The 24,916-nt window shown below is 28.5% G+C and carries 23 protein-coding genes; all 23 read right to left on the bottom strand.

The genetic code is table 11. The annotated features are described in order from the left end of the window. Positions 1-9 precede the first annotated feature (9 nt). The 23 genes from ACN6I1_RS00290 to pth all read right to left on the bottom strand — a co-directional run bounded on the left by ACN6I1_RS00290 (position 10) and on the right by pth (position 24,868). Positions 10-687 (bottom strand): ZIP family metal transporter, encoded by a 678-nt coding sequence (locus tag ACN6I1_RS00290; protein ID WP_021430422.1) that lies wholly within the window; start codon positions 685-687, stop codon positions 10-12. A gap of 137 nt (positions 688-824) precedes the next feature. Then, entirely contained in the window at positions 825-1,889 is a 1,065-nt protein-coding gene (gene prfA / locus ACN6I1_RS00285; protein WP_021434196.1) for a peptide chain release factor 1, read from the bottom strand. Positions 1,890-1,932: 43 nt separating this feature from the next. After that, positions 1,933-2,784 (bottom strand): peptide chain release factor N(5)-glutamine methyltransferase, encoded by an 852-nt coding sequence (gene prmC, locus ACN6I1_RS00280; RefSeq protein ID WP_419742355.1) that lies wholly within the window; start codon positions 2,782-2,784, stop codon positions 1,933-1,935. A gap of 14 nt (positions 2,785-2,798) precedes the next feature. Continuing rightward, positions 2,799-3,695, bottom strand: coding sequence for a DUF1385 domain-containing protein (locus ACN6I1_RS00275; protein ID WP_323729929.1), 897 nt, complete (start codon positions 3,693-3,695; stop codon positions 2,799-2,801). Positions 3,696-3,783: 88 nt separating this feature from the next. After that, the gene (locus ACN6I1_RS00270) at positions 3,784-4,359 is read right to left on the bottom strand and encodes a thymidine kinase (RefSeq protein ID WP_148552008.1); all 576 of its coding nucleotides are present in this window, start codon (positions 4,357-4,359) and stop codon (positions 3,784-3,786) included. 57 nt (positions 4,360-4,416) lie between these two features. Then, complete coding sequence (gene rpmE, locus ACN6I1_RS00265) at positions 4,417-4,617, bottom strand: 50S ribosomal protein L31 (protein ID WP_025161269.1); 201 nt, start codon at positions 4,615-4,617, stop codon at positions 4,417-4,419. Positions 4,618-4,730: 113 nt separating this feature from the next. Continuing rightward, complete coding sequence (gene rho / locus ACN6I1_RS00260) at positions 4,731-6,191, bottom strand: transcription termination factor Rho (protein WP_021430377.1); 1,461 nt, start codon at positions 6,189-6,191, stop codon at positions 4,731-4,733. 195 nt (positions 6,192-6,386) lie between these two features. Continuing rightward, a complete protein-coding gene (glpX, locus tag ACN6I1_RS00255) occupies positions 6,387-7,385 on the bottom strand; it encodes a class II fructose-bisphosphatase (RefSeq protein ID WP_220795943.1) in 999 nt (332 codons plus the stop codon). A gap of 157 nt (positions 7,386-7,542) precedes the next feature. Continuing rightward, positions 7,543-8,190 (bottom strand): fructose-6-phosphate aldolase, encoded by a 648-nt coding sequence (fsa, locus tag ACN6I1_RS00250; RefSeq protein WP_021430419.1) that lies wholly within the window; start codon positions 8,188-8,190, stop codon positions 7,543-7,545. A 208-nt stretch (positions 8,191-8,398) separates the two neighbouring features. Then, positions 8,399-10,312 carry an oligoendopeptidase F gene (gene pepF / locus ACN6I1_RS00245; protein WP_419742354.1) on the bottom strand — a complete coding sequence of 638 codons (1,914 nt, stop codon included), beginning with the start codon at positions 10,310-10,312 and terminating at the stop codon, positions 8,399-8,401. Between the two features lie 419 nt (positions 10,313-10,731). Next, complete coding sequence (gene spoIIE, locus ACN6I1_RS00240) at positions 10,732-13,098, bottom strand: stage II sporulation protein E (protein WP_419742353.1); 2,367 nt, start codon at positions 13,096-13,098, stop codon at positions 10,732-10,734. A gap of 91 nt (positions 13,099-13,189) precedes the next feature. After that, entirely contained in the window at positions 13,190-14,110 is a 921-nt protein-coding gene (locus tag ACN6I1_RS00235; RefSeq protein ID WP_419742352.1) for a Ppx/GppA family phosphatase, read from the bottom strand. 57 nt (positions 14,111-14,167) lie between these two features. Beyond that, on the bottom strand, positions 14,168-14,467 hold the full coding sequence (locus tag ACN6I1_RS00230; protein ID WP_419742351.1) for an FtsB family cell division protein: 300 nt from the start codon (positions 14,465-14,467) through the stop codon (positions 14,168-14,170). An 11-nt stretch (positions 14,468-14,478) separates the two neighbouring features. Beyond that, positions 14,479-14,973, bottom strand: a complete 495-nt coding sequence (yabQ, locus tag ACN6I1_RS00225; protein ID WP_021430407.1) for a spore cortex biosynthesis protein YabQ — start codon at positions 14,971-14,973, stop codon at positions 14,479-14,481. Then, complete coding sequence (yabP, locus tag ACN6I1_RS00220; protein ID WP_021430372.1) at positions 14,973-15,227, bottom strand: sporulation protein YabP; 255 nt, start codon at positions 15,225-15,227, stop codon at positions 14,973-14,975. Before yabP ends, yabQ begins: the two co-directional genes overlap by 1 nt. Positions 15,228-15,291: 64 nt before the next feature. Further along, on the bottom strand, positions 15,292-15,534 hold the full coding sequence (locus ACN6I1_RS00215; RefSeq protein WP_021430396.1) for an RNA-binding S4 domain-containing protein: 243 nt from the start codon (positions 15,532-15,534) through the stop codon (positions 15,292-15,294). A 62-nt stretch (positions 15,535-15,596) separates the two neighbouring features. Then, positions 15,597-15,875: an HU family DNA-binding protein gene (locus ACN6I1_RS00210; RefSeq protein WP_021430423.1), complete on the bottom strand. Its 279-nt coding sequence runs from the start codon at positions 15,873-15,875 to the stop codon at positions 15,597-15,599. Positions 15,876-15,964: 89 nt separating this feature from the next. Beyond that, positions 15,965-17,413 (bottom strand): nucleoside triphosphate pyrophosphohydrolase, encoded by a 1,449-nt coding sequence (gene mazG, locus ACN6I1_RS00205; RefSeq protein ID WP_419742350.1) that lies wholly within the window; start codon positions 17,411-17,413, stop codon positions 15,965-15,967. A 77-nt stretch (positions 17,414-17,490) separates the two neighbouring features. Continuing rightward, positions 17,491-19,116: a putative polysaccharide biosynthesis protein gene (locus ACN6I1_RS00200; RefSeq protein WP_419742349.1), complete on the bottom strand. Its 1,626-nt coding sequence runs from the start codon at positions 19,114-19,116 to the stop codon at positions 17,491-17,493. Positions 19,117-19,235: 119 nt separating this feature from the next. Then, the gene (locus ACN6I1_RS00195) at positions 19,236-19,775 is read right to left on the bottom strand and encodes a stage V sporulation T C-terminal domain-containing protein (RefSeq protein WP_021430424.1); all 540 of its coding nucleotides are present in this window, start codon (positions 19,773-19,775) and stop codon (positions 19,236-19,238) included. 104 nt (positions 19,776-19,879) lie between these two features. After that, positions 19,880-20,884 (bottom strand): peptidylprolyl isomerase, encoded by a 1,005-nt coding sequence (locus tag ACN6I1_RS00190; RefSeq protein WP_419742348.1) that lies wholly within the window; start codon positions 20,882-20,884, stop codon positions 19,880-19,882. Positions 20,885-20,897: 13 nt separating this feature from the next. Further along, positions 20,898-24,287: a transcription-repair coupling factor gene (gene mfd / locus ACN6I1_RS00185; protein WP_419742347.1), complete on the bottom strand. Its 3,390-nt coding sequence runs from the start codon at positions 24,285-24,287 to the stop codon at positions 20,898-20,900. A 20-nt stretch (positions 24,288-24,307) separates the two neighbouring features. Then, positions 24,308-24,868 carry an aminoacyl-tRNA hydrolase gene (gene pth, locus ACN6I1_RS00180; RefSeq protein ID WP_021430425.1) on the bottom strand — a complete coding sequence of 187 codons (561 nt, stop codon included), beginning with the start codon at positions 24,866-24,868 and terminating at the stop codon, positions 24,308-24,310. Between the last annotated feature and the right edge of the window lie 48 nt (positions 24,869-24,916).

Raw genomic sequence — 24,916 nt, 5'->3', positions numbered from 1 at the left:
ATATTTAGTTTATATATAGCTGACTACTAAAATTCCGATCAAAAAACCTATTATAGAATACATAGATTTTGCTGATGGAAATATTTCTTCTAAAACTACATACATCATAGTTCCTGCTGCTATAGCTAAGAACCCCCCTATTAAAGAAGTACACATACCTGCGAAATATGCGCCAAAAAAACTACCTATACCCATAGGAATTCCTGCTATTAATGTTAATAATACAACTTTAAACGTGCTCATTTTACTCCCAGCTAAACTAAGCGCCATTGCTAGACCTTCTGGTATATTATGAATACCTATTACAATTGCTAAGGTAATTCCTAGGTTTTCAGTTGCTATAAATGAAGATCCTATCGCTAAACCTTCCGGTAAGTTATGTAAAAGTATACTTAAAAATATTAAATACCCTGATTTAAGATCCGATTCTACTTCTAGTTTATTTTTTATTAACATAGTAAGTAAAGCTCCAGCAAATACAAACAAACTTGTATAAATAACTCCTATTTGGTTCATGGATTCTTTAAGAAGATCAAATACCACAACAGCTAGCATTACGCCTCCAGATATTCCCATAAAAAAACTTATATATCTTTTTACATTTTTTCTAAAAACAGTGGATATAATGCCTCCGATTCCTGTCCCTATAACTCCAGATATCAATCCAATCAATGTTATTCGAAACAATTCTTGTTACCCCCTAGTATTATTTAACTTGCTCTAAATTTTATGTAATATAAATTACTATTATTACAATACTAGATAATAACTCTTTTTACTTGCAAAAAATCCCTATTTTTAATAGGGATTTTTTTATATTAAAACTATATAGACATCATTTTTTCAGTTTGATCTACAGTTATTAATGCATCTATCATTTCATTTAAATCTCCATCTAAGAATGCATCTAATTTGTATAAAGTTAAGTTTATTCTATGATCACTTACTCTTCCTTGAGGGAAGTTGTAAGTTCTTATTCTTTCAGATCTGTCCCCTGTTCCAACCTGACTTTTTCTTTCTGCAGCTATATCTTTATGTTGTGCAGCAACTGCTTTATCATATAATCTAGCTTTTAATATTTTTAATGCTTGCTCTTTATTCTTTAATTGAGATTTTCCATCTTGGCAAGATACTACTTCTCCTGTAGGTATATGTGTAACCCTTACTGCAGAGTCTGTAGTATTAACACTTTGTCCCCCATTTCCTGAAGAACGGAAAACATCTATTCTTAAGTCATTTGCGTTTATTTCTACTTCAACATCTTCTACCTCTGGTAAAACTGCAACTGTTGCTGTTGATGTATGTATTCTTCCTCCTGATTCAGTAGATGGTATTCTTTGAACCCTATGAACTCCTGATTCATATTTAAGAACAGAGTATGCTCCATTACCTTTTATCATGAAAGATACTTCTTTATATCCCCCAACACCAGTATCACTAGCACTTAGTAACTCAATTTTCCATTTTCTTCTTTCTGCATATCTGCAGTACATTCTAAATAAGTCCCCAGCAAATAGAGCTGCTTCATCTCCTCCAGCTCCTCCTCTGATTTCAACTATAACGTTTTTGTCATCATTAGGGTCCTTTGGTAATAATAATATTTTTAATTCTTCCTCTATAGGCTCAACTTTTTCTTCCATTTCAGATAGTTCCATTTTAGCTAATTCTCTTAGTTCTTCATCTGATTCCTCTTGTAAGATAGTTTTAGAATCAGCTATAGCGTTCATTACATCTTTATATTCTCTAAATTTCATTACAATTGGCTCTACTTCAGCATGTTCTTTTATAAATTTCTGCCATACTTTTTGGTCATTTATTATTTCCGGGTCTGCTATTTTTTCACTTAGTTCTTTATATTTATCTTCTAGTACTTCTAATTTGTTTAGCATACTTTTCACCTCTTTAATTGTAAAATATCAATAGTTGATTATATCATAGTTTATAACCTATAACAACTCTATCGATTCCTTGCAAGTCTTTCTTTGTATATATTTTAGAGTAACCATTATCGTTCATAATATCACATACATCTTTAGCTTGATCATGGCCAACTTCAAAAGCTAATATTCCTCCGTCCTTTAAATAACAAACAGATTGTTTAGTTATTGCCCTATAAAAATCTAAACCATCTTCTCCACCTTCAAGAGCTATATATGGTTCATAATCTTTAACTTGAGTATGAAGCGTCTCTATATCTTTTTTTCTTATATACGGAGGATTAGAAACTATTAAATCTAACTTTATGTTTTTATCTTCAATCCCACTAAATAAATTAGATTCTATAAAATCAATTTTATTGTCAACTCCATTACTTATAGCATTCTTTTTGCCTACACTTAAAGCTTTTTCGGATATGTCTAGTGAATAAACATGACAATCCTTTATATACTTTGCTAAACTTACAGATATAGCCCCTGATCCAGTTCCTATATCAACTATGTTTAACATTTCCTTACCATTAGTAAGTTCTATTATTTCCTCAACTAACGGTTCAGTATCTGGTCTTGGAATTAAAACTCCTTCTTCTACAAAAAAATCTAATCCCATAAATTCTCTATTATTAACGATATATGCAATAGGTCTTCCATCTAATCTTTCCTTAATCATTCTATTAAAGTCTTCCATTTGTTCATGTGAAAGTTTTTTGTTCAAGTTTAATTGAATATACAGCCTATCAACATCACCTAATACTTTCTGCAATATTATTTCTGTATCTAATCTCGGAGTATCACTGATGTTTGATAACTCCTCCATATATTTAATTAAAATTTCTCTTATTGTCATATAATTCTCCTTTTTTACTTTATGACAGCATCTAATGCTTTTAATGCAACTTCAAGTTGTTTATCATCTGGTTCCTTAGTTGTAAGTTTTTGTAACATCATTCCTGGATAAGCTACAATTTTTGTCAAAATGTTATTATATTTCCCAAGCAATTTTATTATTTCATATGATATTCCCGCAACTATAGGAACACATACAATTCTCATAACTATTCTTATAATTGGATTAGGCCATCCAAAAAAAGAAAAAAGTATTATGGAAGTGAACATTACTATAAATAAAAAATTAGTTCCACATCTTGGATGTTGTGTCTTAAATTTCCTTGCATTTTCAACAGTTAAATCTAAATCATTTTCATAACAATAAATAGCTTTATGCTCAGCTCCATGATACTCAAACACTCTTTTAATATCTTTATTCATAGATATTAAAAGTATATAGATAAATAAAATACATATTCTCGTAAAACCTTCTATTAGATTTAATATTAAGTCGCTATTTATAAATCTTGAAAATAATCCACCTATCATCGTGGGCGTTACTACAAATAATAACATAGCAAAAAACAATCCTATTATTAGGGAAATTATTATTATTACATCATTTGCCTTATCTTTAAATAGCTTATTTATGAATTTATCAAACCCCGACTCTTCTTCTTCGTCATCTAGGAAAAATTCAGATGAAAAATTCATACTGTTTATTCCTTCAATCATAGTCTCTATTAATATAAATGCACCCCTTAAAAAAGGAATCTTATCTATATTCTTGTCAGATATCCAACTTTTTATATTTCTTTTTCTAATTATAATTTCTCCATCATTTTTTCTAACAGCTATGGCTCTCTTGTTTTTAGATTGCATCATAACTCCTTCTATTACAGCTTGACCACCTACCGGTTGTTTTTTCATATATTCACCTCTACTCCTAAACTATATATATAATATTACTATATTAGGCAAAGAAAAAACACCTAAAAGGTGTTTGTTGTTTATAAATTTATTTTTCAACTACATGACATTTTCTACATCTAGCTTCATAACTCTCTATAGCTCCAACTTGTATTATTGGTTCATCATACTTAGCTGGTTTACCATTTATAAGTCTTTGAGATCTAGTTGCTGGTTGTCCACAAACTGAGCATATAGCTTGAATTTTATCTACAAATTCAGCCACAGCCAATAATTTAGGAGTAGGTCCAAAAGGCTCTCCTTTAAAATCCATATCTAATCCAGCTGCAATAACTCTAATTCCTTTATCCGCTAACTTTATAGCCATATCAACTACTTCATTATCAAAGAATTGAACCTCATCTATTCCCACTACTTGAGTATCTTCATTTATGTATTTTTCCATTTCTGAAGAATCCTTTATAGGAATAGCATTTATTGCATATCCACTATGAGATACTACATCTTCTTTACTATATCTATCATCAATAAGAGGCTTAAAAACAACTACGTTTTGTTTTGCAATCTTAGCTCTTTTTAATCTTCTTATTAACTCTTCACTTTTACCACTGTACATAGGACCTATGACAATTTCTATATATCCATGATTTACCGGTCTATACATACTTAATCCTCCTATATAAATAAAATAGGAGTTGGCAAGCCAACTCCGTATTTACTATTAGTCGATTTTGAATCTCTTCTTGAACTTGTCTATTCTTCCACCAGCTTCTATATTCTTTTGCTTTCCAGTATAGAAAGGATGGCATTCTGAACATATCTCAACTTTTATTTCGTCTTTAGTTGACCCAGCAACGAATGTGTTTCCACAAGCGCAACGTACTTCAACTTCTTGGTATTTTGGTTGTATATCTTTTTGCATATTTGTCACCTCTTCTCCTTACTTTTCGAAATTAATTATATTAACTTTTCGTTTTTCATTATTCAACTACACCATTATAACATAAGATTATTTAGGGTACAAGAGTTTTCTAATTAGTTTAAAGTCTCTTTTATATACTTTATAAACGAATTATTATCCTTTGTTCTCTTAAGTAATTCTAGTACTTTATCAGTTACTTCATATACCGAATTACTGCTCATCTCTTTTCTAAGTTTCCAAAGTGCAGCTTTCTCTTCTTCTGTTAATAATAAATCTTCTCTTCTTGTTCCTGATTTATATATATCAACAGCAGGGAACACTCTCTTCTCAGCTAATTTTCTATCTAAGTGTAATTCCATATTTCCAGTTCCTTTGAACTCTTCAAAAATAACATCATCCATTCTAGATCCTGTTTCAACTAACGCTGTAGCTAAAATAGTTAAAGATCCACCTTGTCTAATGTTTCTTGCAGCTCCAAAGAATTTTTTAGGCCCATGAAGTGCTCCAGGATCTAACCCTCCTGATAACGTTCTTCCAGTTGGCGATATGCTCAAGTTATAAGCTCTTGCAAGTCTTGTAATACTATCTAATAATATAACAACATCTTTTCCGTGCTCAACTAATCTTTGTGCTCTATTTAGAACCATCTCAGCAACTTTAACATGATGACTTGACACCTGATCAAAAGTTGAGTAAATAACATCTGCATCTATAGATTCTTGCATATCAGTTACTTCTTCTGGCCTTTCATCTATAAGAAGAACTATTAACTCCACATCTGGATGATTTTTAACAATACTATTGGCTACACTTTTTAAAAGGATAGTTTTACCAGCCTTAGGTGGTGCTACTATCAATCCCCTTTGACCTTTACCAATAGGAGAAATTAAATCTATTAGCCTTGTAGATATTTCATTTTGATACTTCTCTAATGTAAGTCTTTCTTCCGGGTATATCGGTGTAAGAGTTTCAAAAGCTCTTCTTTTTGTAGCTGTCTCAGGATGTTCATCATTTATTTTTTGAACATATAATAATGCTCTAAATTTTTCTCCACTTTTTGGATGTCTTGTTATACCCTTAACTTTATCCCCTGTTTTCATATTGAATCTTCTAATTTGCGATGGTGAAACATATACATCATGTTCTGTAGATAAATAGTTAGGCCCTCTTAAAAATCCAAATCCATCTGGTAGTATTTCTAAAACACCCATTACCTCATCATCTTTAGATGTATTAAACTCATCAACAATCTTAGCTTCATCAACTTCTTTAACATTATATGAATTATTGTATGAATTTCTGTTGTGATTTTGATTGTATCTTTGAGTCCTATTTTCATAAACCTTAGTTTCTTGCTTATTCACACTTTGTTTTTGTTCACTTTTAATTTCTTTTTTCTCGGTTTCTTTTTTCTCGATTTCTTTATTATTATCTATCATGTCCTTATTTTTATACTCATTTATTATTTGTATTAACTCATTCTTTTTATACTTACTTATAGACTTAATCTCTAATTTCTTTGCTAATTCTTTTAGTTGAACTAGAGTCATGTCATCTAAATTATCCAAAGTCATATCTTTCGTATTCAAAAAAGTCCTCCTATCCCATAATTACATTACAATTTTATTCGGAAATTAAAGGCGTGCAAATGAGAAGCTACCATTATTATAGCAAACAGTTAAACTTAATACTATCACTATTTATACATTATGGTCAACAAATAAAAAAATAAAACTATTCAAACAAAATAGTTTTATTTTTTACGCCTTTTATATACTATATTTACCCATTAAATCAGTTAATATATCATTTTTATCAACCGAATGTATTGCATCGACAAATCTTATCGTTCCTGTTTTTGCTCTCATAACAACAGAATTTGTTGTTATTCTATTATTACCTAAACTAACTACACCTTTTAACAAATCTCCATCCGTTATTCCTGTTGCTGCAAAGAATAGTTCATCACCTTGAGCTAAGTCTTCTAATGATAATACTTTCGATATATCTTCATCTGTTAGTCCCATTTCATGACATCTAATTCTTTCTTGCTCACTTAGTGGATAAATCTGAGCTTGCATATCTCCGCCCATACACTTAATCGCTGCCGCTGTTATAACACCTTCTGGTCCACCACCAATTCCCATAAGCATATCTATTCCTGTATCTTCAAAGCAAGTTGCAATACCTGCTGCTACATCTCCATCTCCGAACATTTTTATTCTTGTCCCTAATTTTCTAGCTGCTTCAAATATATAATCATGTCTTTCTCTATCCTGTACTGTTATAGTCATTTCTGTTGTCTTTTTATTTAAAGCCTTAGCTACATTTTTTATATTTTCTTCAACACTTGCGTTTAAATCTATACATCCTTTTGCCTTAGGACCAACAATTATTTTTTTCATATAAGTATCAGGAGCTTTCAGTAAGCTTCCTTTTTTTCCCATAGCTATTACAGATATAACATTAGGTAGTCCTTTAGCTATTAGTGTAGTTCCATCCAAAGGGTCTACTGCTATATCGACTTTCATGCTATCCTCTGTTGCCATTCCAACCTTTTCACCAATATATAACATAGGAGCTTCATCCAACTCTCCTTCTCCTATTACAACTTCACCATCGACCTTAACTGTTTCAAAAGCTCTTCTCATAGCCTCAACTGCTGCTCCGTCAGCTCCGTTTTTATCTCCTCTACCCATAAACTGCGATGAGACTAAAGCTGCTGCTTCCGTTACTCTAACTAACTCTAATGCTAAATTTCTATCCATAAAATTCATCTCCCTTAGTTCGTTAATCTCTCTTCAAATTATATATCACATTTAATAAATAGTAAACATTTATAAATGTTAAATAAGGGTTTTAGTATGTTATATAATTGTAAAAAGACATAAAAAAAGCGATAATTTAAAAATTATCGCCTTTTTATTAGTTCTTAGGTACAGTTTCCCAGTCTTTTAAGAATTTTTCTATACCTATATCCGTCATAGGATGTCCTAACATTTGTTTAAAAACTTTGTAAGGAACAGTTGATATATCAGCACCTGCCTTAGCTGAAGTTAAAACATGTTGAGGATGTCTTATACTAGCTGATATTATTTCAGTTTCTATACCATGTATGCTGAATATTTCAGCAACTTCTTCTATTAACATTATTCCTTCTTGACCTATATCATCTAATCTACCAACAAAAGGACTTACATAAGAAGCACCTGCTTTAGCTGCTAATAATGCTTGGTTTGATGAGAATATTAAAGTTACATTAGTTTTTATTCCTTTTTTGTGTAAAGCTGATACAGCTTTTAATCCTTCTGCACACATAGGTATCTTTATTACTATATTTTCATGAATTTTACTTAACTCTTCGCCTTCTTTTATCATTCCTTCGCTATCCATTGAGATAACTTCTGCAGATATTGGTCCATCTACAATTTGAGTTATTTCCTTAACTACATTTTCAAAAACTCTTCCTTCTTTAGCTATTAATGAAGGGTTTGTTGTAACACCTTCTATAACTCCCCAAGAGTTTATTTCTTTTATTTCATCTACATTTGCAGTATCTATAAATAGTTTCATGTTTTACCTCCTTATATTTACAATCCTGTAAGTAAGATTAATACCTTTGAATATCCTTTTGATCTTTAGTTTTTACAAAGTTATTACCTTATCAATTTTAAACATTATGTATTACTTATAAATTAACCTAAACTAAAAGTTTAAAAAGTCCTTAAATTACAAGGACTTTTTAATATATTCTACCACTATTTCTCAATTACTTCTATCCTTAATTTATTAAGAGCTTTTCTAACTCTGATACTAAAGAATTAAATTTTTCAGTAGTTTGTTCTATAGGTTTAGTACTGTAAAGATTTATACCACTCTCTTTCAATAATTCTATCGGATAGTTAGAGCCTCCTTTTTTAAGGAATGATAAATAATTTTCAGGACCATTTTTAATTATATCCTGAGAAAATGCAATTCCAGCGCTACATCCTGTAGCGTATTTATAAACATAGAAACTATTGTAAAAATGCGGTATTTTTGACCAACCAACCTTAGACAGTTGGTCTACTCCAAAATCTTTACCATAATATTTTTGTAAAAGTTCTCCCCATATATCATTTAGTACTAACACATTTACAACTTCTCCACTTTCAACCTTTTGATGAACTTTGTACTCAAATTCCGCATACATTGTTTGTACAAACAATGTATTCTTTATTAAATCTAAATACTGAGTTATATAATAAGCTTTTTCATCTTTATTTTGAGTATTTTTTATTAACATTTCATATAACATAGCTTCATTAGTTATAGATGCTACTTCATGAGTAAAAATACTAGGTTTTGAATTTAAATAATTTTGATTCTTTGAACTCATATATCCATACACAGCATGTCCTAATTCATGAGATAAAGTAGATACAGAATCTAAATTTCCGCTATAATTCATTAAAACATACGGATGACTATCATATACAGATAAACAATATGCTCCACTTACTTTATTATCATTAGAATATACATCCACCCATCGTTCATTGAAAGCTTTATAAAGTATATCTCCATATTCTTTACCTAAAGGATTCAACGATGCATATACAATACTTTGTGCTTTATCATATGGAATATACTCATCTACTGGGTTTATAATTGGAGCATGCATATCATATGAGTAAACTTTATCTAAGTTCAATACTTTTTTTCTTAAATCTATATATTTATGCAAACTTCCTAAATTATTATCAACCGTATTTATAAGTTCATCATAAACTTTAGGATCTATATCATCGCCTGACATATACATATCTCTTGAATTTTTATAACCTCTAGTATTTGAGTAAAAAATATTTTTCTTGACTTGTCCTATAAATAATCCTGATAACATATTTATATTATCATTGTACTGTAGAGATTCATTTTCATAAGCTTTTTTTCTTTCTTCTCGATTAGAACTTTCTAGTGCTAATGAATATTGTGATGGGTTTAAGTTTGATTTTTTATCCATATTCATAAAAAGATCATATACTTCTTTAGGTAAAGAAGCTATATCACTTATATTACTCAACATTTCTTCTTCCTTAGAATTTAGATAATGCTTTTTGTTTCTTCTGATATTATTTAAATACATACTATACTTACTTGATATCTTTTCATTTTTCATGATATCTTTAAAATCTTTATTTGATAATTTTAAAATTTCTAATTCTAAATTAGAACAAATAAAACTATATTCTTTATATACTTTATTCAAACTTTCATTCATATTTAAATAGTCATACGATTTATTGTTAATATCACTATTTAAAGATACATACGCACTTAATTTTTCTAATTCTGAATCTAATTCTTCTTTTATATTTAATGCATATAGTAAATGTTTTTGAGATTTTGTTACTTTTCCCACATAATTTTCTAACTCTTTAGTTTCTTTACTAAATTTACTTAGATTTTTTTTCCAATCACTATTACCCTTATATAGTTTAGATATATCCCAAGTAGTAAATTTTGTTGGTTTTTTTTCTTCTTCTTTTTTATCATTTTTAGAAGGTTCTTTTTTATTATTATCATTTATCATTTCAAGTGCTTTTTCACTAAAAGCTTCACTGTTTCCATTTATATCTCGTTTTAATAAAATAGATGCAACTAATATAACTGCAATGACTATAGTTATTACTCTATACATATTTTTCCCCATAAAAAGCCATCCTTTCACTAAGATTATTAGTATTAGGATGGCTTTTTGAATTTATATTATTCAGTTTTTGGAAAATAAGTATTTTGAAAATTATCCACATAATTATCAACATATTAACATGTTTAAAATGTTAATTTTTCAACATATTTTATACAAAGTTTTTCGTATTTATACATTTTATTCTGTAATTATCCACACATTATACATAGTTATTAACATTTTTTATGTTTTTTTGTTGATATTTATTTATTTTTAAATTACTGTTTTCTAGTTAAAATTGTTAGAATTATTTTTAAATTTATACATATTTTGTCGAATATTGTAATTTCAACATATTCATAACTTTAAACCCTATATATATATCCACATTTTATCCACACTTTATCCACATTTTGTGTATAACTTGTGGATTTATGGATTTAATGTTTAAATACTTTACTCACAAGTACCGTCATATCATCATGAATATTATTATTTTGTATATCCAGAGCTCTATTTAAAATTTCATTTGAAATTTCTTTTGGATTAGTTGTCTCTAATCCTTTTAAAAAATATATAAGCCAATTGTCACCTAAGTTTTTGTTTTTTCCAGCATCAACAATTCCATCAGAAACCATAATTATATAATCTCCATCCTTTAATTTCCTACTATCTCTGTCTATATTTATATCTGATAGTATTCCTACTGGCAACGAAGCACTAGATATAAGCTCTATTTCTCCATTACTTCTTTTTATATAAGTTGAACAAGCTCCCATTTTAATAGTATTTAATACTCCCTTATTCAAATCAACAATTCCTAAGTCTAATGTTGAAAACATCTCATCTGATGATTTAAGCATCAATATATTATTTATAGTGTCTATTATTATTTCTTCATCTATGTTAGAATCCATCATGTTTTCTAGTATATCTATAGTTACAGATGATTCTTCATATGCCTTTCTTCCTTTACCCATTCCATCACTTATAGCTACCATATATTTACCATCTGATACTTCCATATAAGTGTAATTATCTCCTGAAATTATATATCCATCTTTAGACATATTCGAAACTTCTGTTGCAATTTTAAATTCTTGCCTTTTAGTTAATTTTATTTTACATTGTCCTCCTGTACAGGTACATCCAACTTTCCTTGCAACTAACTCTTCTCCTAAAACATTAGATATAATATTAGTTATTTTTCTTTCACATAATTTATTATCACTGCAAGCTTCTTTTTCTATCAAAACTTCAAAATCATTACTATCTGTAGATATATAATTAAGTTTTTTCACACTTATATTATTTCTATCTAATTCAACAAGTAAGTTTTTTTCCATCTCCATATCGAATGTTATATCTTTATCTAATTCTTTAGCCATACTTTCAATTGATTTAGACATATATCTTATTTGATTTGCTACTAATTTCCTATTTTCAGAAAATTTTTGTTCCCAACTATAGTCTAATGCAAACATCTTATAATAATAATTAGATGCCTTAACAATACTTTCAGGTTTTATACAATCCTTTTTAAAATCAATAGGTATATTTTCTAAATAAATTTCACCGCTGTCCTCTAACTCTTCTAATATTCTATTCAGCATTGTATAAGTGTAGTTAAATTTAGAATCCCAGCATCTTCTTCTCATTCCACAATTTTTACACTCATCATTATGTACCATATCTATTATGTGTGCGATATCTTTTTGATCTAATATTTTTTCCTTTTCCCTAACTCTATCAAAAGTATTTGCTAAGTCTGAATAAGTTTTATACATCCCTCTTAATCTATTGTTAGTTATTTCTCTATTCCTAGCTAAATAATCTTCAACACCATCTTTAAGACCACCATTACCTTTTATAGTTTTTTCTATTCCTTTTATTACCTTATCAGGAATAAGTATTACTAATACACTGGCTATTAAAATATCTCTTACTTCCATAATATTAGATCCTATTCCAGATGTATAAATATAAATCAAACTCCAACCTACTATATATCCCGCTATACTTAAATACTTGTTAACTTTATTAAATCCACCTGAAATAAGTCCTGCAAATGCATAAATACCCATATACATACTAGATACAAGATTATTTATGAAATAAACCAACCCAATTATAACTCCACTAGATGCACCTAGTGCTGCACCACCTGTAATAGATAATATTAATATAGTCATTGTTGTTAAAACATTTCTAATAGATATACCGAGCAAAGATACTTCCCCTATTCCCATTATGCTAAATATTACAATGATTGTTAAAGCTACTATTTCTTCATTAGAAGTGACAGTCCTTGAAGCCCTTTTATTTATAACAGCTACTCCATAAGAAAAAATATACGTTCCAACAAACATTAGAATACATTCAACTAAAGCTATACTTAAATTATATACGTAACTGCCAAATATAAGAGCTTGTCCAATAGATATAGGAATCATTATTAATGTTCCTATAATCGATATCTTATTTATCGATTTTATATTTTTAATATGACTAGAAACAATTTGAATAATAATTATACAAATTGAGTATTTTATAATATTAGGCACTTGATTAAACGATAATACCGTACCTGCTAAAGTAGCTATAAATACAGGAAATTTATACTTATCTATAATAGATACACATAAGAAAAAAGCTACACCTAATGGGGCTATATTATCCACAACCATAGCTCTACTAAGTAAAAATCCAAATATACATAAAACAAGTGTATTTGTATCTAAAAAATTAACTTGTCCTATATTTTTAAAAACTAAATTTCTTTTATTAACCGCTATACTTCTTTCCATAAAAAAACCTCCCCCTGTTATTTTCATACTGAAATTGTAACAAATGGGAGATATCTTTTTTGTCATAATAGGTAGCTAATACCTTATAATATTAAGACATTTTTTTTGCATTTTGACATAATAACCCTTCCAAATTATCGTATTCACTTACTATAATTTTTTCTTTTTCTAAGTTTTTCATTATTAAATTTAAAATTGCTACACCAGCTGTTATAATATCCGCTCTTTTTGGTTGTAGCCCTTTTAAGTTTTTCTTATCATTTAATGTCATCTTTTTTAAATTTTGTAAAATATTATCTAAATCTTTTTTGCATATTTCACTTTCATGGATTTTTTCCATCGAGTATGTTTCTAATTCCTGATTCATAGCTGAAACAGAAGTTATTGTACCTCCGATACCAACTACTGATTTTATATTTTCTTTTTTTAATGTATTAAGAGTTTCATTTATAGTTTTAAATATAAATTTTTCCATATTTTCAAACTCTATTTCACATATAGGATCATGCTTTAAAAATTTCTCAGTCATTCTTAAAGCTCCAACGTTTTCACTTTTACAGAATTCGATCCCTTCAAAACCTCCTAAAATAAATTCTGTAGAACCTCCTCCTATATCTATAGCTAATATGCCTTCTTTACCTTCTAGCCCCTGTAAAACCCCTGCAAAGCCTAAATTAGACTCTTGTTCTCCACTTATTATATCTACATCTATATTTAATTCTTTTTTCGCTCTATTCACAAAATCCAATTTGTTTTTGCTGTCTCTTAATGCCGATGTCCCTATACAGTATAATTCTTTACAACCTTTAGATTTTGCTAAAACCGAAAACTCCTTTAAAGCTTCAATATTTCTTTCTATAGCTTCTTTTGATATATACCCTTCACGGTCTACACCTTGTCCAATTCTAGTCGTGTTTACAAACTTTTCTCTATTTAAAAGTTTATCATCTATATAATCTGCAACTAACAATCTCATAGAATTTGTTCCTATATCTATAGCTCCTAATTTCAATTAAATAACCTCCTATTAATGTAATTTAAAAAATGTAGATATAAATAGAGGAAGTATTTAATTACTTCCTCTATTTATATCTACATATATTATTTCATCTGGCTTTACCATTTTCAATCTATTTCTAGCTATGTCCTCTACATATTTATCATCATCTAAGCTTTTCTTGGATTCTTTTAATCCTTTAATCTCTTTTTCTGTGTTTTTTATTTCTTTTTTCAAAGAAGCAATTTCATTGTTATATTTAACAGATTTAAAAATTTGAGTCGTAAACCCACCTATAAGTGATATTACTAAAAAAGATAAAAACATTCCAACAATTAGATATTGACCTAAAAATTTTTTTCTTTTGTTCATAATCTCTCTCCTTACGATTTAACTTTTACTCTTTTTAATTTACCTAACTTACATTTCATAAACATCGCCATTCTTAAAATTAAATTAGGTATATAAAATATAGTATCAAATAATAAGTGTATTGAGTAGATTATAACGTAATACAAATTAACCGAAATCTTGCACGTACATACTAAAATTCGTCTTATAGTGTTAATAACAAATCCTATTGATTTATTTAATACTTTTAGTATGAATTTACTGATAGTATTATAATAAATAATAAATCCTATAAATAAAGCAATGAAATGATAATATCTTAAATCAAAGGATTCTATAACATTTATAGTTACAAAAACAAGCAAAGTCACAATTATCCAAAATAATACATCATAAAAAAACGAGAAAATTTTTATTATATTAAAGTTTTGTTTAAAAGCCCTGTATAGATCAAATAAAACCCCTATAAATATTCCACCATATATCGTTGCAAAAAATGCTCCGAGGTCCTGAGTGAATGGTATCATTATTTAAATAACTTCTTAAAGAAATTTTCTTGAGGTTCCTTAGCTTTACTGTAATTTATTCCATTTATAGTCCCTGTCACAGTAATAACTTTTTCGTCTATACTAAGCTTGCTCATGTCTAAATTTTCTCCATCTACAATCATATCTCCAGAGGTAGTTCTTATTTCTACTTTTTTATCATTGAAAGAGTATATATGCTCTACTCCAGAAATAGTTAAACTTGATCGATTGTTTAAGCTTATACTATGTTCCATAATATCCCTCCATATTAAATCTTTATAATTAACCTAATATAAATATACGAGGGATATTTAAAATTTATTCTATTATCTCAAACATTTCTTTAGCATCATTTTTTAATACATGCTCTTTTATTTCTTTTATTTCAAATTTCATTAGTTTTTCACCAAATTGAATTTCAAGAATATCTCCTATATTAACTTCTGATGATGATTTAGCTAACTTACCGTTTATAGTAACTATACCTTTATCACAAGCCTCTTTAGCCACTGTTCTTCTTTTTATTATTCTTGAAACCTTTAAAAATTTATCTAATCTCATCTATGAAAACCTCCTTATATAGAAAAAGTGTGGAAAATCCACACTTTTAAATATAAATAAAATTATCCATTTATTATATCTTTTAATCCCTTTCCAGCTTTGAAAACTGGTGCCTTAGAAGCTGGTATATCTATAACTTCTTCTGGGTTTCTTGGGTTTCTTCCTTGTCTTGCTGCTCTTTCTCTAGTTTCGAAAGTTCCAAATCCTACTAATTGAACTTTTTCTCCTGATACTAATGCTTCTTCAACTGATTTCATGAAAGCATTTAATGCTGCTTCTGCTTCCTTCTTTGTTAATTCACTCTTTTCTGCCATTTTTGCTACTAATTCAGCTTTATTCACGTTACTTACCTCCTAAAAGTTTATATTATAGAATTTTATAATCAATATTAGATAAAATTCTAGATTTTTAACAAAATACCTTCTGCTTACTAAATTTTTTTAGATTCATTCCAAATTTCATCCATCTCTGCTAATGACATATCTTCTAATTGTCTATTTAAACTTATAGCTCTATTTTCTATAAATTCAAATCTATTTACAAATTTTTCAGTAGTCAAGTTCAATGCTTCTTCTGGATTTATATCTAAAAATCTAGCAAGATTAACTATAGAGAATAGTAAATCTCCTAGTTCTTCCTTTATGTATTTTATATTTCCTTGTTTGTGTTCGTCAAGTAATTCTTTATATTCTTCTACAATTTTTTTAAAAACATCGTCAATATCATCCCAGTCAAACCCTACCAAAGATGCCTTATATTGTACTTTTTTAGCCTTTGTTAGTGCCGGTAAACTATTTGGAATTCTTTTCAATCCTTCTGTTATCGTAGATTCACCTTTTTCCTTCTTTTTTAACTCTTCCCAAGTTTTGTCATATGTATTCATATCCACTTCTTCATTTTTAAATACATGAGGATGCCTAAATATTAATTTTTCACAAATACTATTAGTAATTTCTTTTAAATCGAAGTAGCCTTCCTCTTTGCCTATTTGTGAGTGAAAAACAACATGCAGTAAAATATCACCTAGTTCTTCTATCATTTCATCAATATCATCATTATCTATGGCTTGTCCAAGTTCATATGCTTCTTCAATTATATGAGATTTAAGAGATTTATGTGTTTGCTTTTTATCCCAATCACATCCATTTTCTCCTCTAAGTTGCTCAACTATGTTTTCTAGATCTTTTACTGTATTATACATAGTTTTATCAGATTTTGGAATATATAAACTTGTTAAATAATCAAATTCATTGTCATTTCTATCAAGTTCATATAATTTAACATACTTTTTGCTTTCTAAATCTTTAACTCCTGCAGCTTTTACTATACATATTTCTTGTTCATCATCATAATTTTCCATTAACGCTAACTTTACATTTGATGCTATAAATCTATCATAAATTTGAGTAATTATCATGCTAGTATTTGTATCTATATAGCTATTTTCAATTTCAAATGCATCTACTAATTTAAATCCCTCAGATGGATCGACTTCTAAATAGTTAAACATAGCATCTACAAAGCTCATAGAAGCTATTATTTCCACTTCTACGCCTTTTCTATGCGCAATCCCAGCAATTATACCTACAGTCTTTTCTGCAACCCTAGGATGTCCAGGTACTGCATATACAAGATCTCCATTTTGCGATTCTTCAATTATAAAATTTGATATATTGTTATAAACATTATCAAAGTTTTCATCTCGATTATAAAAATAATCTAAAGATGTATATTTTATCTCATTCTTTAACTTATCAATTATAGGGTGTTTTTCTGTTCTAAGAAAAACTCTAGAGCTATTTTTTAAAGCATCTAATGCACCTTGACTTATTAAAGAATATTCTCCTGGTCCAAGACCTACTATAGTTATTTTTCCCATATAAAATTCTCCTTATCATGTAAAAATAAAGGAAATTACTTTTATAAGTATTTCCTTTATTTACATATATATATACATTATTTCATAAGTTTTAGTTTTTTAAGAACTTTATAAACTTTGTCTCCTTTAGGCATACTTAGTAATTCTTTTTTTCTTATTCCACCTAATGCTATTGTAAAAATTATATAAATTATACCTCCAATAGCTATTGATACTACCGTCGACAAAGTATTTCCTAACATTCCTACCATAAAACTATAACTTAATTTTACTGATATAAACATAATCAATACAATTATTAATGGTTTTATAAAGAATGTTTTAACTGACAATCTCATATTCATTGCCTTTTTTATGTAAATTAGTTCAAGCATAGCAGCTACGAAATAAGCAGTTACAGTCCCCAATGCAGAACCTATAACATTTATTTCTGGTATTGCTGTTAAAGTGTAACTAATTGCTATTTTAAAAGCCATTCCTACAACTAAACAAATAACAGGAACAATCGGTTTTCCCATTCCTTGAAGTATACCATTTAAACTCTGTATAAGCCCTAAAAACACTACACAAGGTGTTAAAAATAATAGTATAGTTCCAACAGAAGATGGCTGTGATGGATATAAAAGTTTCATTATAGGATGTGCTAAAGACGCCATACCAAAAGCTGCTGGTAAAACAATCATTAAGGTTACTTTTATAGCACTTTTAGTTTCTTTCATCGCTTTAACTCTATTTCCTACAGCGTAAGCTTGTGATATTGTTGGCACTAAACTCATACTCATAGCAACTGTTATAACTGCCGGTAAGTTGATTATAGCCATAGCCATTCCTGTTAATTGCCCAAACATTACATTTGCCTCAGTTTGGCTAAAACCAGCTTCTACCAATCTTCTTATAACAATTACAGTATCTATCATATTTACTAATGGCATAACAGAAGCCCCTATAGTTATAGGTATTGCTACTACAAGTAATTTTTTAAGTATTCTAGATACGCTTTCTTCCTTAAATTTTTTACTTGATTTTATTTCTCTTTTTATAGTTTTTAACTTAAATAAATAAGCTAAAATTAAATATATAATAGATGCTATAGCACCTATAGTTGCACCCATTATGGCACCTGCTGCACCTTGTTCTGGTCCAGGGTTTGGCCCAAGACTGTACATAAAAAGGTAAGCCAACGTTATTCCTAATATAACTCTAAAAAGTTGTTCACTTATCTGAGAAATAGCTATATGAGTCATTTCTCTTCTTCCTTGAAAATATCCTCTATAAGATGACATTACTGGTACAAATAAAAGAGCTGGTGAAATAGCAATCATTGCATATTTTGCGCCTGGATTTTTCATTATATCATTTACTATAAAGTCTGCTCCAAAGAAAAATATACAAAACGCTACAAACCCAGTTATTGAGAGCACCGAGTAAGATACTTTAAAAACTTTATGTGCCCCTTTATAATTACCTATAGCCATTTTTTCCGAAACCAATTTAGCTAGAGCAGTTGGAAAACCTGCAGTTGCTAAAGTTAAAAATAAAGTATAAACAGGATATGCTGCTTGATAGTATCCCATACCTTCTGCACCTATTAAATTCCCCAAAGGTATTCTGAAAAATGCACCTATTATTTTAACTAAGATTCCTGCTAATCCTAGTATTAATGCCCCTTTCAAGAATGAATCTTTTCCCTTATTGTTACTCATAATTCCCCTCCATATTATGTTGTATAACAAACTCTAATATAACATATATGCTATTGTAGATTCAATAATTACCTTGCAAACTTTAAAAGACCCTTTAATAAAGGGTCTTTTAAAAAATACTATTGAACTTGTTTACCTAAAAAATTAGCTGCCACTTTAAGTAGTTTCTCATCACTATCATTTAGACCTGCTTCATCCTTAGACACTAAGCATATAGATCCTATACAATCTCCAGATGAGCTAACTATAGGCATTATTATTTGCATTTTATAGTCCATAGAATCGTCTTTGTATAGTGCAACTAATTTGTTATCTTTTACATGAGTAGAAATTCTATTTTCTATAAGATCTTCTAATTCCCTACTTATACTTTTTTCTTTGTAATCTTTTTTAGGTAGTTTAGATACAGCTATTATTGAATCTAAATCTGTTACCACAACTCCATGACCTAAAGTTTCTCCCAAAGTTTCTGCATATTCTTGAGAAAATTCATTAAGCTCTCCAATTGGAGAGTATTTTTTTAATATTACCTCTCCATCTTTAGCTGTAAATATTTCTAAAGGATCTCCTTCTCTAATTCTTAGAGTTTTTCTTATTTCCTTTGGTATAACAACTCTTCCAAGGTCATCTATTCTTCTAACTATTCCTGTAGCTCTCATATCAGATTAATACCTCCATTAGTAACTTTGAACTTATTTTTACCAACGTTAAGAAAAATATACAAAAAAAACCTATACCATTATAATAATGGTATAGGTTTTTTTTATATGTTAATTTTTAAAGCTTCTTTTTCATTTGTTTCAACGTCTGCTTTATCTGTTAACTGTTTAACTTTTTCAGTATATTTTTGATATAGTAAGTTTTGTTTTATATTATCTTTAACTTCATCAAATGTATATTCTTTATACTTTTTATCAGTCACTTTTATTATATGATATCCATATTGAGTTTTTACTACATTAGATATATCACCTTTATCCATTTCAAATGCAGCTTTTTCAAATTCTGGGACCATTTGACCTTTTGAGAAGAATCCTAAATCTCCACCTTTAGCTGCAGAACCTTTATCATCTGAGTTTTCTTTAGCAAGCTTAGCAAAATCTCCTCCTGACTTAACTTTTTCATAAAGATCGTCAGCTTTTTTCTTAGCTTCTTTCTGTTTTTCCTCTGAAAGAGGTTTATTAGTTTTTTGGTCAACTGTTGATATTAATATATGAGATGCTCTAACTTCATCATCTACATAATTATTTTTATTTTCTTCATAGTACTTTTTCATTTCAGCTTCACTTATTTTTGTGTTTTTATCAAAGTTATTTTTAAAATTTTGTATAGTTATATCTTTTTCTAATTGAGATTTTAAAAATTCATCATCGATACCATTGTCTTTTAAGAATTTTTCATAATCTTTATCTTGTTTTACACTTTCTTTTAATTGTTTAAATTGTTTATCAACCTCTGATTGTTTAGCTTCTAATTTATCTTTTTTTGCTTGTTGATATATAACTTGCTCTTGTACCATTTGTTGTAAAATAGCTTTTTTCATTTCATCTTTGTATTTTACACCCTCTTTAATTTCTTGGTTCCATAAATCTTTACCATACATTTTAGAAATAGATTCTTTATAAGTCTCAACTGTCTTTTTATAATCAGATGCAGTTATTTCAACTCCATTTACGACTGCTACAGGCTTTTCATTACCACATGCAGTCATCGCTACCCCTAAAAGAACTACCATTATTAACGATATTATTTTTTTCAATTTCAACATCCTCTCTAATTTTTTATTTTTTTGAATTACACATTTGCTCAAGTATGTTTTCTAATTCTAAAATTATCTTATATCCATTTTTTTCCTTAGTTTTGTATCTAGTTTGTGGTAAAAGAATAATTTCATCTTTTGCCATTCTAACTTTTTCTATACCTAACTTTTTACATAATGTTTTCATGTACGCAATAGACATAAGTGCATTTACAGATTTCGGAATATCAGAGAACCTATCCTCTAACTCATCTTTTATATCATTTAAATCTTCTTCATTTTCTATAGAAGCAATTTTTTTGTACATTTCAATTTTTATAATTTCATCTTCTATATAGCTATCAGGAATGTATGCATTTACAGGTAAATCTATTTCTACATCTATTTCTTCCTCTACTATTTCTCCTTTTACCTTTCTTATTGCATCATTTAACATTTTAACATATAAATCATATCCAATAACAGCCATATGTCCATGTTGCTGTGGTCCTAGTATATTTCCTGCTCCTCTAATTTCTAAGTCTCTCATAGCAATTTTAAACCCTGATCCAAACTCAGTAAACTCTTTGATGGCTTTTAATCTTTTTTCTGCAATTTCACTTAAAACTTTATCCTTTTCATACATAAAGTAAGCATATCCTTGCCTATTACTTCTTCCAACTCTACCCCTTAGCTGATATAGTTGAGCTAATCCCATCTTATCAGCATCATAAACTATCATAGTATTAGCATTAGATATGTCCATCCCAGTTTCTATTATAGTTGTACATACAAGAACATTGTATTCTTTATTTAAAAATCCTAATATAATATTTTCTAACTCTTTACCTGTCATCCTTCCATGAGCAACAGCTATTTTAGCATCTGGAACTAATTTTTGAATCATACTGGCCATTTCATCTATTCTTTCAACTCTATTATATACAAAAAATACTTGACCATCCCTAGCGATTTCTCTTTCTATCTCATCTTGTATTATACTCTCTTTACCTTCTACAACATATGTTATAACTGGATATCTCTCTTGAGGTGGCTCTTCTATAACACTCATATCTCTTATTCCACTTAAAGACATGTGTAAAGTTCTAGGTATAGGTGTTGCTGATAATGTTAAAACATCTACTGTTGATTTTATCTTTTTTAAAGATTCCTTATGTTTTACCCCAAATCTTTGTTCTTCATCAATTACCACTAATCCTAAATTAGGAAGATCTATATCTTTAGATATTATTCTGTGAGTTCCTATAATTACGTCTACCAATCCTTTTCTAGCATCCTCAATTATTTGTTTTTGCTCTTTTGGAGTCTTAAATCTACTTAATACCTCAACTCTTATAGGGTAATTTTCAAACCTAGCTCTAAACGTATTGTAATGCTGCTGAGCAAGTATTGTAGTAGGAACTAATACTGCAACTTGTTTTTGGTCCATACAAGCCTTAAAAATAGCTCTTATAGCTACTTCTGTCTTTCCGTAACCAACATCACCGCATATAAGTCTATCCATTACCTTGTTAGACTCCATATCCTTTTTAGTTTCTTCTATAGCTTTTATTTGGTCATCTGTTTCTTGATACGGGAATAAAGTTTCAAATTCACCTTGCCATAAAGTATCTTTGCTAAACTTGTATCCTTTTATTTTTTCTCTTCTTGCATATAGTTCTACTAAATCTTTGGTCATGTCTTCTATTTCTTTTTTTACTTTAGCTTTAGCCTTTGACCATTCATTGCTACCAAGTTTATTTAATTTAATTTTTTCTGTATCTGAACCTATAAACTTCTGTATCTTATCCATTTGGTCTATAGGTACATATAAATTATCTCCACCTTGATATACAACTCTCATATAATCTTTTTTTACACCATTCACACTTAGTTGATCTATACCTACATATCTACCAACCCCGCTGTTTTCATGTACAACATAGTCTCCTACATTTAAATCTAAGAAACTTTCTATCTTTTGGCCTTTATTAGATTTTTTAGTTTTCACTGTTTTAGCTCTTTTGTTTGAGCCTATCATTTCTTTATCGGTTATAACATCAAATTTTATAGACTTATATTGGAAACCTGACGTTATATTACCTACAACTATAACAATTTGTGATGATTGAATATCTATATCTCTTTTTCTAGATAAAATACTTTCTGTTCCTAAATTTAATAGTTCCTTGTTTAATTTTTTAGCTCTATCATATGTATTAGTAGCTAAAAGAATTTTATGTCCATTATATTTTAATCTATTTAATTCTTCTGCTAGAATGTCTATCTTTCCATTAAAAGTAGGTATTTCTCTACTTTCAAAATTAACTATACTTCCTATGTTGAATTCCTTAACAGCTTTAGTTAATAGCATATTTAATATCAATTTTTTCTCTTCTACTAAATATTCTAAATCTGAATAATGATAAAGAAGTTTACCTTGTTCTTTTAAAGCTAATCCTCTTTCTAGATTTAACTTATAATTTTCTTTAAACTCTGATGTGTAATTTTCACATCTTTCTTTCAAACGAGATAAGTCATTTATAAATACTATTGCATCTTCTTTTAAGTAAGTAAAAATACTTTTGTTTTCTTCCTCATACATATAATCTATATAATTTTCTACACCTTCAAAATACGTTTTACTACCTATATTATCTAAACTTTTATATACATCGTCATCCGTAAATTTATGAGTATCTTTTTTTATTTTCTCAATAGTAGAATTTACATCCTCAGGATATATAAATTCCCTTGATGGTGTTATTGTGCATTTTTTTATTTTCTTTATAGATTTTTGAGTAAAAACATCAAAAGTTCTTATAGATTCAATTTCATCATCAAATAGTTCTATACGTATAGGTGTATCATATTCTAAAGAGAATATATCTATTATTCCACCTCTCACACTGAACTGTCCAAACCCTTCTATTTTAGATACTCTTTCATATCCTAGAGAAACTAGCTTTTTTGATAATTCATCTAAATCTACTACATCGCCTATTTTATAGGTAAAAATATTTTCCTTTAAAACATCTTTAGGTATATACTTTCTAAGAATAGCTTCTGCAGATGTAACTATAATTGTATTTTCTCTGCTTATCATCTTTAAAAGTACTTTTAATTTCTTTGCTTCTTCATTTCTATCCTTTGCATCTAAATGATAAAAATAGATATCTTGTGAACTTAAATAATCCACTTTATCCTTCATATAAAAACATAAATCTTCATATACTTTTTTAGCTTCTAAATCAGTATTTGCAACATATAAAATTTGCTTCTTTAAATCACTAAATATAGAGTAAGCTATATTGGATTTCTGAGCTTGTAGTAATCCATTTACAAGCAATGCACTTTTATTATTTTCAATATTATTTATTATGTCTTTATATTCTTTAGAATTTTGCAAAGGAGATATAAAAATATCAGACATATTCAAATCCCCCTTATAACCTAACCATTATATTTATTCATTGCTAAATCTATATTTTCTCTAATCATGCAATCAACAGATTTAGCAGCTTTTTCTAAGCCATCTTGAATATCTTCTGACTCTTCTTTTCTAAATCTAGATAACACAAAATCTGCTAAGTCCTGTCCTGGTCTTGGCTTTGATACTCCAACTCTAATTCTTGGAAACTCATTAGTCCCTAAGCATTTTAATATAGATCTCATTCCATTATGAGTTCCACCACTACCTTTTTTTCTTATTCTTATTTTTCCAACATCTAAGTCTATATCATCGTATATAACAACTATATTTTCTGAGTCTACTTTATAGTAATTATATATATCAATTAAAGTTTCTCCACTTAAATTCATGTAAGTTTGTGGTTTTACCAATAAAACTTTTTCAGCTCCTACTCTACCTTCACCTATAAGGGCCTTATGTTTTATTTTCGTTACGCTTATGCCATATTCCTTTGCCAAAATATCTATAACATTAAATCCAACGTTATGTCTTGTGTTTTCATATTGTTTTCCTGGGTTTCCTAATCCTACTATTACATACATTTTCATTCCTCCTTATATCTTGTTTCAATTTAAAACTTACTTTAAATT

Source organism: Paraclostridium dentum, from assembly GCF_048568265.1.
GTDB lineage: Bacteria > Bacillota > Clostridia > Peptostreptococcales > Peptostreptococcaceae > Paraclostridium > Paraclostridium dentum.
Note: the sequence above shows the minus strand (reverse complement) of the source record. Positions and strands in the feature narration are given on the sequence as shown.

Excerpts from the sequence above, each read along its gene's own strand:
- mazG (WP_419742350.1), bottom strand. The coding sequence starts at position 17,413 with ATGGGAAAAATAACTATAGTAGGTCTTGGACCAGGAGAATATTCTTTA.
- pepF (WP_419742354.1), bottom strand. The coding sequence starts at position 10,312 with ATGGGGAAAAATATGTATAGAGTAATAACTATAGTCATTGCAGTTATA.
- yabP (WP_021430372.1), bottom strand. The coding sequence starts at position 15,227 with ATGGAACATAGTATAAGCTTAAACAATCGATCAAGTTTAACTATTTCT.
- ACN6I1_RS00200 (WP_419742349.1), bottom strand. The coding sequence starts at position 19,116 with ATGAGTAACAATAAGGGAAAAGATTCATTCTTGAAAGGGGCATTAATA.
- ACN6I1_RS00270 (WP_148552008.1), bottom strand. The coding sequence starts at position 4,359 with ATGTATAGACCGGTAAATCATGGATATATAGAAATTGTCATAGGTCCT.
- ACN6I1_RS00195 (WP_021430424.1), bottom strand. The coding sequence starts at position 19,775 with ATGAGAGCTACAGGAATAGTTAGAAGAATAGATGACCTTGGAAGAGTT.
- spoIIE (WP_419742353.1), bottom strand. The coding sequence starts at position 13,098 with ATGGAAAGAAGTATAGCGGTTAATAAAAGAAATTTAGTTTTTAAAAAT.
- rho (WP_021430377.1), bottom strand. The coding sequence starts at position 6,191 with ATGACTTTGGATAATTTAGATGACATGACTCTAGTTCAACTAAAAGAA.
- yabQ (WP_021430407.1), bottom strand. The coding sequence starts at position 14,973 with ATGATACCATTCACTCAGGACCTCGGAGCATTTTTTGCAACGATATAT.
- ACN6I1_RS00230 (WP_419742351.1), bottom strand. The coding sequence starts at position 14,467 with ATGAACAAAAGAAAAAAATTTTTAGGTCAATATCTAATTGTTGGAATG.
- mfd (WP_419742347.1), bottom strand. The coding sequence starts at position 24,287 with ATGTCTGATATTTTTATATCTCCTTTGCAAAATTCTAAAGAATATAAA.
- fsa (WP_021430419.1), bottom strand. The coding sequence starts at position 8,190 with ATGAAACTATTTATAGATACTGCAAATGTAGATGAAATAAAAGAAATA.
- glpX (WP_220795943.1), bottom strand. The coding sequence starts at position 7,385 with ATGGATAGAAATTTAGCATTAGAGTTAGTTAGAGTAACGGAAGCAGCA.
- pth (WP_021430425.1), bottom strand. The coding sequence starts at position 24,868 with ATGTATGTAATAGTAGGATTAGGAAACCCAGGAAAACAATATGAAAAC.
- rpmE (WP_025161269.1), bottom strand. The coding sequence starts at position 4,617 with ATGCAAAAAGATATACAACCAAAATACCAAGAAGTTGAAGTACGTTGC.
- ACN6I1_RS00190 (WP_419742348.1), bottom strand. The coding sequence starts at position 20,884 with ATGTTGAAATTGAAAAAAATAATATCGTTAATAATGGTAGTTCTTTTA.
- prfA (WP_021434196.1), bottom strand. The coding sequence starts at position 1,889 with ATGCTAAACAAATTAGAAGTACTAGAAGATAAATATAAAGAACTAAGT.
- prmC (WP_419742355.1), bottom strand. The coding sequence starts at position 2,784 with ATGACAATAAGAGAAATTTTAATTAAATATATGGAGGAGTTATCAAAC.
- ACN6I1_RS00275 (WP_323729929.1), bottom strand. The coding sequence starts at position 3,695 with ATGAAAAAACAACCGGTAGGTGGTCAAGCTGTAATAGAAGGAGTTATG.
- ACN6I1_RS00215 (WP_021430396.1), bottom strand. The coding sequence starts at position 15,534 with ATGAGATTAGATAAATTTTTAAAGGTTTCAAGAATAATAAAAAGAAGA.